We start from the raw sequence: 9,002 nt of genomic DNA on the forward strand, positions 1-9,002 counted from the left end.
CTGTTGCAGTATGTGAAACAAGTCGAGAAGTAAATTATCTCACTTTTTTCGCAAAACTTATCTCGCTCGCTTTTATTTTTCAGCATTGTGTCGCCAAGTTTGCAAGATTTCGGCTAGATCTGACCGCTTGTCAATATGATATTACGCTCGGCTTTGCCGTTCCTTGATCAAATCGGTAAACGCATTGATTTGACGAGCCGCGCCAGATAAGGCTTGGGTCGTATAAATCCTGCTCAAACTTGCCGTCAATCAGCACATCAACGTAGGCTAATAATTCACGTTGTAAGGGGGTGAAATCCCCCAGTACATAGCCTGTCCACGCCCAAATATCTTTGTTTGGGCATTCCGTTTTGACTCGCTTCACCAACTTTAATAGCGTAGGAATATTGTGAGGGTGAAAGGGGTCGCCGCCGGATAAGGTTAAACCTTGTCGTTTAATCCGTGTATCGTTCAAATCATCAATAATTTGCTGTGCCATTGTTTCATCAAAGGCGCGTCCTGCATTAAACGACCAGCTTTTTTGGTTATAACACCCTCGGCAGCGGTGCGTGCAACCGCTTACAAATAGGGTGCAACGTGTACCTTCGCCATTGACAACATCGACAGGATAATATTGCAGGTAATTCATCAATTTGCCTCATTTTCCCAGCCCTCAAAAGTGGGGCTGGCTTATCTTACAGATGTTTTACTCGCCGCATTACTTCTTCTTGCTTGCCGGCATTAAACGGGCGGGCATCGGGGCTGCCTAAGTAGCCGCAGACACGGCGGGTAACGGACACTTTCTGGCTGTCGTGATTACCACATTTCGGGCAGGTAAAGCCTTTGCTGGTACAGTCAAATTCACCGGTAAAACCGCATTCGTAGCATTCGTCTATCGGCGTATTTGTGCCGTAGTAGGGTACTCGGTCGTAGCTGTAATCCCACACATCTTCCAACGCTTTTAGGTTATGTTGAATATTCGGATATTCACCGTAGCAAATAAAGCCGCCGCTGGCATATTCGGGGTACGGTTGTTCAAAATCCAATTTATCGTATGGGTTGACTTTCTTCTCCACGTCCAAATGGTAGCTGTTAGTGTAATAACCTTTGTCAGTAACCCCCTTGATGATGCCAAAGGCTTTGGTATCCAGACGGCAGAACCGATCGCACAAATTTTCGCTTGGCGTTGAATATAAACTAAAAGCGTAGCCGGTTTCTTCCGCCCATTTTTTTGTGGCTCGGTGCAGGTATTTGACGATTGCCAGCCCTTTTTCCCGCAGAAGCGGGCTGTCGAAAATATGTTGTCCGTTGCCGTAAAGGGCATTGACGGTTTCGTGAATGCCGATATACCCCAATGAAATCGAGGCTCTACCTTGTTTGAAAAGGGTGGCGATGCTGTCGTTTGCGTTTAAACGTACCCCGCAAGCGCCCTCCATATATAAGATCGGCGCAACACGGGCTTTGGTATTTTCCAAACGGGCAATACGGGTCAGTAGTGCTTTTTTCGCGATCGCCAAACGCTCGTCTAAAATCCGATAAAAGCGGGATTCGTCTTGTGCTGCTTCAATCGCAATACGGGACAAATTGATACTCACCACCCCTAAGTTGTTTCGCCCGTCGTGGATTTCGTTCCCCTGCTCGTCCCGATACGCCCCCAAAAAGCTGCGGCAGCCCATTGGTGCTTTAAAAGAGCCGGTTATTTTAACCACTTGATCGTAGTTTAAAATATCGGGATACATTCGTTTCGAGGCACATTCTAACGCTAATTGTTTGATGTCATAATTCGGATCTTGCGGACGCTGGTTTAAGCCACGTTTAATCGTAAACACCAATTTTGGAAATACCGGCGTTTTGCGGTTTTTCCCCAAACCTTGAATACGGTTTTTCAGAATCGCACGTTGGATCAATTTTGCCTGCCAACTTGTGCCTAAACCAAACCCAAAGGTAACAAAAGGGGTCTGCCCGTTTGCCGTGTGTAGCGTATTGACCTCATACTCCAAAGATTGAAAAGCGTCATAGCACTCTTTTTCAATTTGTGCATCGGCAAAAGCGGTTTTATCGGCAATTCCCCACTGTTCGGCGGTGTTTAAATGCTTTTCATAGCTGATTTGCACATAGGGCGCTAACACTTCGTCAATGCGGTTAATGGTCGTACCGCCGTAAATATGACTGGCGACTTGCGCAATAATTTGTGCCGTTACCGCCGTGGCGGTGATGATGGATTTCGGCGGTTCGATTTCCGCATTGCCCATTTTAAAGCCCTGTTCCAACATTCCTTTTAAATCGACCAACATACAGTTAAACATTGGGAAGAACGGGGCGTAATCCAAATCGTGATAGTGAATTTCACCACTCTCGTGGGCATTTACCACATCACGGGGCAAAATATAGTGCTTGGCGTAGTGTTTTGCGACAATGCCGGCGAGTAAATCACGCTGGGTCGGAATAACCTTAGCATCTTTATTCGCATTTTCATTGAGCAGCTCAAGGTTACTCTGATCAATCAAGCCGTTAATCTCTTGGGTTAATTGAGTGCGTTTTTCCCGCGCCACATCACGATCGTGGCGATATTCAATATAAGCACGGGCAACCTGCGGGTATCGGCTCGCCATCAATTTGTTTTCCACAATATGTTGGATATGTAAAATATCAATCGTTTCAATGGGTTGAGAAAAAATCTCTTGCCAAACCTCTTGAGCAAGGCTCGTACAAAACGGTTCATCAAACACATCAACGGCTTGGGTGGCTTTCTTAATTGCTGTAACGATACGCTGAATATCAAAGGCAGCCCGTGAGCCGTCCCGTTTTAGCACGGTAAGATGATAGGCTAAAAACGGTGAAGTCTGCTCAGCTGTTGTCCGGTGTAATGTAACCTGTTGATTTATCATATTGCCTCCTTTAAATTCAATCCGATAAAACACAAATAATATATCTGCCTGCGGAGTAAATTTCAAATAAAAAATCATGTTATTTTTTGTGAGCAATTTGATCTTTTTGTTAAATTAAATCGCCATTATCTTACTTAAAATAGCGTTTTATCAAAATAACAAAATCTTAAATTTTTAATTTAAAATCAATAACTTGATATTATTTTACCCCAGTAAAAACAGGTGTTAATTTATTTAACACCAAAAACAAAGATAATATAAAAATATCTCTAAATTAAGATTTTTATTTTATTAAGTTTAAATGTTTATTTTTATTTAAAACAAAGACAATGAAATAATAAAAAAATTACGGTTAAACCATTAAATATCAATGGAGATAGCCAATTTATCCGAGGGGTTAAAATAGCGGAAAATACCCAGATTTTGTGAAATGATTGCGACAAGAGGATAAAAAAGGACGCCGATTGTGGCGTCCTGACAAAGTAGAAATACTGTACTATGCGGGCGGAAAATTGCAAAAAATCACGCCGATCCGCCCGCTTGCGTTACCTTAAAAAGTAGCGATAGGCAGGGCTTTCACTGACGTTTTGATAGCGATAGCCAAGACGGTCTAAATCCTGTTGGAAAGCGGTGTGATCCGCCTCATTCATTACAAATGCCGCGAGGATATCCCCGTAATCCGCGCCGTGTGCACGGTAGTGGAACAGTGAAATATCCCAGTCTGACAACACCTGTAAGAACTTGAGCAATGCCCCTTTCTGCTCCGGAAATTCAAAGCTGTAAAGCTGCTCTTGTTCAACGGAAATTGCCCGCCCGCCGACCATATAACGGATATGGGTTTTCGCAATATCATCTTCCGACAGATCAGTAACTTGGAATTGATTATGTTGTAAGTCCTTGATAATTTCAGACTTTTCACTGTTACCGCTGATCCGCACCCCGACAAAAATGCAGGCTTGTTCATCGTTGGCGTGGCGGTAGTTAAATTCTGTCACCGCACGGTTGCCGATTAACTGGCAGAACCTTAAAAACGCCCCTTTTTGTTCCGGAATGGTTACCGCCAATAATGCTTCGTGTTTTTCACCGATTTCACAACGCTCGGACACATAACGCAAAGTATGGAAATTCAAATTTGCGCCGGACAAAATACAGGCAAGGTTTTTTCCCTGCACATTATGTTGTGCAATATATTTTTTCAACCCTGCTAACGATAATGCACCGGACGGTTCTGCCACCGCACGCACATTCTCAAACACATCTTTAAGTGCGGCACAGATTTCATCATTATCCACCAACACGACATCATCGACATATTGTTGGCAAAGCCGGAACGTTTCATCGCCGATACGTTTAACCGCTACCCCGTCCGCAAACAGCCCGACCCGTGCTAAGTCTATCGGCTGCCCCGCTTGTAGTGCGTGGAACAAACAAGCGGAATCTTTAGATTCCACCCCAATAATTTTGATGGTCGGCATCAACTGCTTAATCAGCACAGCAATACCGGCAATCAAACCGCCACCGCCAACCGGCACGAAAATATAGTCTAAATCGGCATTCTGTTGCACTAACTCCATTCCGATTGCCCCTTGCCCTGCAATGACGAGCGGGTGATCGAAAGGGTGAACGAAAGTCATATTCAGCTCTTTGGACAGTTCAATCGCTTTGGCTTTGGCTTCATCAAAATTTGCGCCGTAGAGCAACACTTCACCGCCAAACCCTCGCACTGCCTCGACTTTAATCGCCGGCGTATTTTGCGGCATCACAATCAGCGCTTTTAAGCCGAGATGTTTAGCGGAAAGAGCGACCCCTTGAGCGTGATTACCCGCCGAAGCGGCGATCACACCGGCTTGTTTCTGGGCAGGGGAAAGGCTTGAGATCATCGCATAAGCACCGCGCAGTTTAAAACTATGCACCGGCTGGCGATCTTCCCGCTTAATTGAGATGTGATTGCCCAAACGCGCGGAGAGTTTCTCCATTTTTTGCAAGGGCGTAACTTGGGCGAGATCGTAAATTTTAGAGCTTAAAATGGCACGGAGATAATCCGTGCCGTTGAGTGAATGTTCACGTTCCATTGTCCATCCACCTTGAGATTAGTGGCTACAGCCGCAACCGCCGTGCCCGTGATGATGGTGGTCGTGATCGTGGTGATGACCGCCGCAACCACAGCCGTGGCCTTCTTCATCGCTATCGTGTCCGCAACAACCGCCCTCTTGGTGAATATGACCGTGGGCGATTTCTTCTAAGGTTGCTTCACGGGTCGCCACCACTTCCACACTGAACAGCAACTCTTGACCGGCTAACATATGGTTACCGTCCACGACCACTTCATCACCGTCCACTTCGGTAATCACCACAGGGAGCGGGCCTAAATCGGTATCGGCGATAAAACGCATACCGACTTCAAGTTCGTCCACGCCCATAAACACCTCTTTCGGCACACGTTGCACCATATTCTCGTTGTATTCGCCGTAGGCTTCTTCCGGTTTCACACGCACTTCAAACGTATCGCCAACCGCTTTACCTTCTAACGCATTTTCTAAGCCGATCACCAAGTTATTATGACCGTGTAAATATTCAAGGGGCTGCTCAACCGGTGCTTCATCAACTAATACACCGTCTTGAGTACGAACTTGGTAAGCAATGGCAGGCACAACATTTTTTGCGATTTTCATAAAGATTCCTTTGTGTAATGTAAATAGTAGTCGGCATTGTAGCCTGTTATGGCAGATTTGCAAATTTTAGGGCGAAAATACCCGCTTGCAAGCGGTCGGATTGACTGGCTTTTTTGCCAATCAATCCATAATGTCCGGCGTAACGGCATCCACCACATCGACCGCCGTACCAACCGCCGCCCCGACCACCGAGGTAACAATACACCCGCTTAAACCACCACAAAGGCAAAGTAAGACTAAGATTTTAATCAATTTTTTCATTCTGTCTTTGTTCCTAAAAAAATGCAGCCGTTTTGGCTGCATAACATCACAAATGATAACGGGTTACTCGAATGTTACTTTACCGGACGCCGTAGCAGAGATTGTTTCCTTGCCGGCTTCAAGTGGAAGGTTATCCGATTTCATTTTCATCGCACCGGCTTCCATTGCGTACATTACACGAGGACTTGGATAGCCTTGATGGGCGCTGTTTGGCGTATCAAGCTGAATATCACTCAACACATACTGTTTGGCATTTAAGCCCTTTTGAATGACTTCGGCTTTGTGCTGGAATTGTTTGATAATATCCAATGTCATTTCATCTTCGAGGGAAACCATTTTTTCAGGTGAAACGCTGAAATGGATATATCGAATCGCTACTTTGTCGCCAAGTTGATCCAATACTTTGGCAAGGGTTTCAAACTGCCTACTTTTTAGCTGAATACTGCCTTCCGCCGTCCAGCCGACAACCTTGCCTTTCTCGTTATATTCCACATTATGGGTGATGCCTTGAGCGGCAACCTCAATATCTGTGTCTTGCTTGGCGTGTTCTAACACCTTGTTAAGTTGGGCAGAGACGCTTTTTTTCAGGTCGGCGAGATTTTTACCGGATTGGCGGCTATATACTTCCGTTTGCATCAAATCTTTTTCAACTGTACGGCTTACTTGGGTCGAAAAATGAAAGACCGATCCCGTATTAGCCCGTGCCGGTAAGTCCGCCAAGGCACTGCTACCGGCAAACACAAGCGGTAGGATAGCGGCGTATTTTTGCAATTTCATCATAGTGTGTTCCTTAGTCAATAAAGTTGGCGTTTTGATTGCGATTTTGGGGTTAAGTTCCATTTTGAATATCAATCACTGTGGCAATGGCAACATTTTCCGCATTGATTTGCCATAAGACGTTATACCCCGCCAGTTTCATCCCGTAAATACGCTCGCTGACTTTACCCTGTTGATAGGCGGGGCGGGGATCTTGCGCGATCACTTGAGCGATAAATGCGAGCGGATCGGTAATGCCGAACTTTGCAAAATCTCGGCAAGAATTGACCGCTTGTAACGCTTTAGCGCTAAATTCCACCCGCAATTTTGTACTTGGCTTCTGCTGGGCAAATCCCGAAAGCGCATCGGGTTCGCTATCGGCATAGGCAAGATAGGGTTTAATGTCGAAAATCGGCGTACCGTCCACCAGATCGACACTGCCCAAATGCAATTTCACCTCGCCGTTGCCTGCTTCCACCCGCTCTAGCTTGACCTTGGATAAGCCCAGCGGGTTGGGGCGGTGAGTGGCACGGCTAGCAAACACGCCGATACGCTCATTACCTCCTAACCGGGGCGGGCGTACGGTGGCGTGCCACTCCCGAGCGGGAATTTGGTGAAATTGGAAAATCAACCACAAATGGCTAAATTGGGTTAAACCTCTGACCGCATCAGGCGCATTATAGGGCGGCAGTAAGTGCAAAATCCCCTTACCTTGCGACACTAAATCCGGCTGACGAGGTACGGCAAATTTTTCACCGTAGGGCGAGCGAACAATCCCAATCGGGTGCAAAGTAAGAGGGCTGGTCGGATTTATCATAAAAATGCAAATTTTCTGTTAAAAATCAAAAAACGAACCGCTATTTTGTAATAATATGTCGCTTTTTTAAAGCATAATCTCGGCTATCGCCTGTTTATCCGTTTTGTAATGATTGAGATGAAAACACATTCTGCCTTTTCAATTTGGTTTAGTACCGCACGCCCCAAGACCCTGCCCCTCGCCCTCGCCTCTATTTTGGTTGGCTCGGCGCTGGCACACTGGGCGGACGCCTTTGATTTAACAACCACCCTGTTAGCGCTTGTTACCACAGTGCTGTTACAAATTCTATCGAATTTTGCCAACGACTACGGTGATCACGTTAAAGGCTCGGATACGGCTGAACGCATTGGGCCGTTGCGGGCAATCCAACAGGGAGCGATTAGTGGCGTGCAACTCAAGCAAGCGCTGATCATTTTGGTGATCCTCTCATTTATCTCGGGTAGCTTATTAGTCGGCTATGCCTATCAAAATTGGCAGGATCTACTGGTTTTCTTCGGCTTAGGCGTATTAGCGATTGTCGCCGCCATTACCTACACAGTGGGCAAGCGCGCCTATGGTTATTTAGGCTTGGGTGATCTCTCCGTGCTGATTTTCTTCGGCTTTCTCGCCGTGCTCGGCACTTTCTATTTGCAAGCGCATACTCTCTTTACGATCACACTACTACCGGCGCTAGGCTGCGGGTTACTCTCGGTAGCCGTCTTGAATATCAACAATTTACGAGATATTGAACAAGACCGAAAGGCAGGCAAAAACACCTTTATCGTACGCATTGGCAGCCGCAACGGGCGCATTTACCACGTTATCCTCATCGGCTTGGCAATCCTAGCCTACCTATTATTTGCTATCGCAACATTAAATTGGCAAGGCTATCTCTTTCTGTTTGCCACACCACTGCTTATCAAACACGCCCGTTTTGTGTATCGCCACCAATCCCCCGCCGAACTCCGCCCAATTTTAGGACAAATGGCAGGCTTAGCGCTCCTAACCAATTTATTGTTTAGTTTGGGGATTGTGTTGCAATGACACGGATTTGAATTTTGAGCATCTTTCAGGGGGCGTTTGGTTATATATTGAAATGAGTCGATTTTATAACGGATACTTGCTTCTCATTCTGACATTAACATAGCACTATCGTTTTGTAGGTTTACTTTTAGCGATGTAGTAAACAGAATAAAAAAGACCGCTGGTATTGATCTGCCTCAAAAAGTTAGACTGATTTAATTTGAGGGCTGAGTTCTGTATTCCATAGGACTTAGTCATTTTAACTTCACTTGAATACGCTCATTATTGTAGTAATGAATATATTTGTGAATAGTTTGCTTAAGCTCAGAAAAGTTTTAAATTGCCTGCCAAAAGAATATCTGGTTTTTAGCCGTCCGAAAAAGCTTTCCATTGCTGCGTTATCCAAACAATTTCATTTTCTAGACATACTTTGCACAATGTCATTTGTCTCTAATATCGCTCGATAGACTGGCATTTGATATTGTCAACCTTGATCGGAATGTAATATCGGATTCGACCTGGTAAGCCTTGCCGTTGCTTGTTTCAGCATACTTTTGGTTTTTTTTTAAAATTGGGGGGTTTTTAAAAAAAAATAAAAAATGAAAAAAAAAAAAAATATTTATTTTT

Annotated in this window: 8 protein-coding genes and 1 pseudogene; 1 reads left to right on the plus strand and 8 read right to left on the minus strand. The window is 45.2% G+C overall.

The genetic code is table 11. From position 1 onward, the window contains the following. Positions 1–130: 130 nt before the first annotated feature. The 7 genes from nrdG to tsaA all read right to left on the minus strand — a co-directional run bounded on the left by nrdG (position 131) and on the right by tsaA (position 7,373). Entirely contained in the window at positions 131–628 is a 498-nt protein-coding gene (nrdG, locus tag RO21_RS07660) for an anaerobic ribonucleoside-triphosphate reductase-activating protein (RefSeq protein ID WP_047977214.1), read from the minus strand. Positions 629–674: 46 nt separating this feature from the next. Then, complete coding sequence (nrdD, locus tag RO21_RS07665; RefSeq protein WP_084724273.1) at positions 675–2,867, minus strand: anaerobic ribonucleoside-triphosphate reductase; 2,193 nt, start codon at positions 2,865–2,867, stop codon at positions 675–677. Positions 2,868–3,412: 545 nt separating this feature from the next. Next, positions 3,413–4,939, minus strand: a complete 1,527-nt coding sequence (ilvA, locus tag RO21_RS07670) for a threonine ammonia-lyase, biosynthetic (RefSeq protein WP_047977215.1) — start codon at positions 4,937–4,939, stop codon at positions 3,413–3,415. An 18-nt stretch (positions 4,940–4,957) separates the two neighbouring features. Next, positions 4,958–5,539, minus strand: coding sequence for a peptidylprolyl isomerase (gene slyD / locus RO21_RS07675; RefSeq protein WP_047977216.1), 582 nt, complete (start codon positions 5,537–5,539; stop codon positions 4,958–4,960). A 120-nt stretch (positions 5,540–5,659) separates the two neighbouring features. Continuing rightward, positions 5,660–5,800: a hypothetical protein gene (locus RO21_RS13210; protein ID WP_173425301.1), complete on the minus strand. Its 141-nt coding sequence runs from the start codon at positions 5,798–5,800 to the stop codon at positions 5,660–5,662. Positions 5,801–5,863: 63 nt separating this feature from the next. Continuing rightward, on the minus strand, positions 5,864–6,577 hold the full coding sequence (locus RO21_RS07680; protein WP_047977220.1) for an SIMPL domain-containing protein: 714 nt from the start codon (positions 6,575–6,577) through the stop codon (positions 5,864–5,866). A 52-nt stretch (positions 6,578–6,629) separates the two neighbouring features. Continuing rightward, entirely contained in the window at positions 6,630–7,373 is a 744-nt protein-coding gene (gene tsaA, locus RO21_RS07685) for a tRNA (N6-threonylcarbamoyladenosine(37)-N6)-methyltransferase TrmO (protein WP_047977217.1), read from the minus strand. Positions 7,374–7,490: 117 nt separating this feature from the next. On the opposite strand from tsaA, the gene RO21_RS07690 reads away from it, so the two are divergent. Continuing rightward, positions 7,491–8,396 carry a 1,4-dihydroxy-2-naphthoate polyprenyltransferase gene (locus RO21_RS07690; protein ID WP_047977218.1) on the plus strand — a complete coding sequence of 302 codons (906 nt, stop codon included), beginning with the start codon at positions 7,491–7,493 and terminating at the stop codon, positions 8,394–8,396. A gap of 233 nt (positions 8,397–8,629) precedes the next feature. Here the strand turns inward: RO21_RS07690 and RO21_RS13485 are convergent. Further along, positions 8,630–8,925, minus strand: a pseudogene (locus RO21_RS13485) (transposase); the annotation flags it as partial. Positions 8,926–9,002 lie beyond the last annotated feature (77 nt).

Origin of the sequence: Muribacter muris (genome assembly GCF_001038205.1) — a bacterium.
GTDB classification, from domain to species: domain Bacteria; phylum Pseudomonadota; class Gammaproteobacteria; order Enterobacterales; family Pasteurellaceae; genus Muribacter; species Muribacter muris.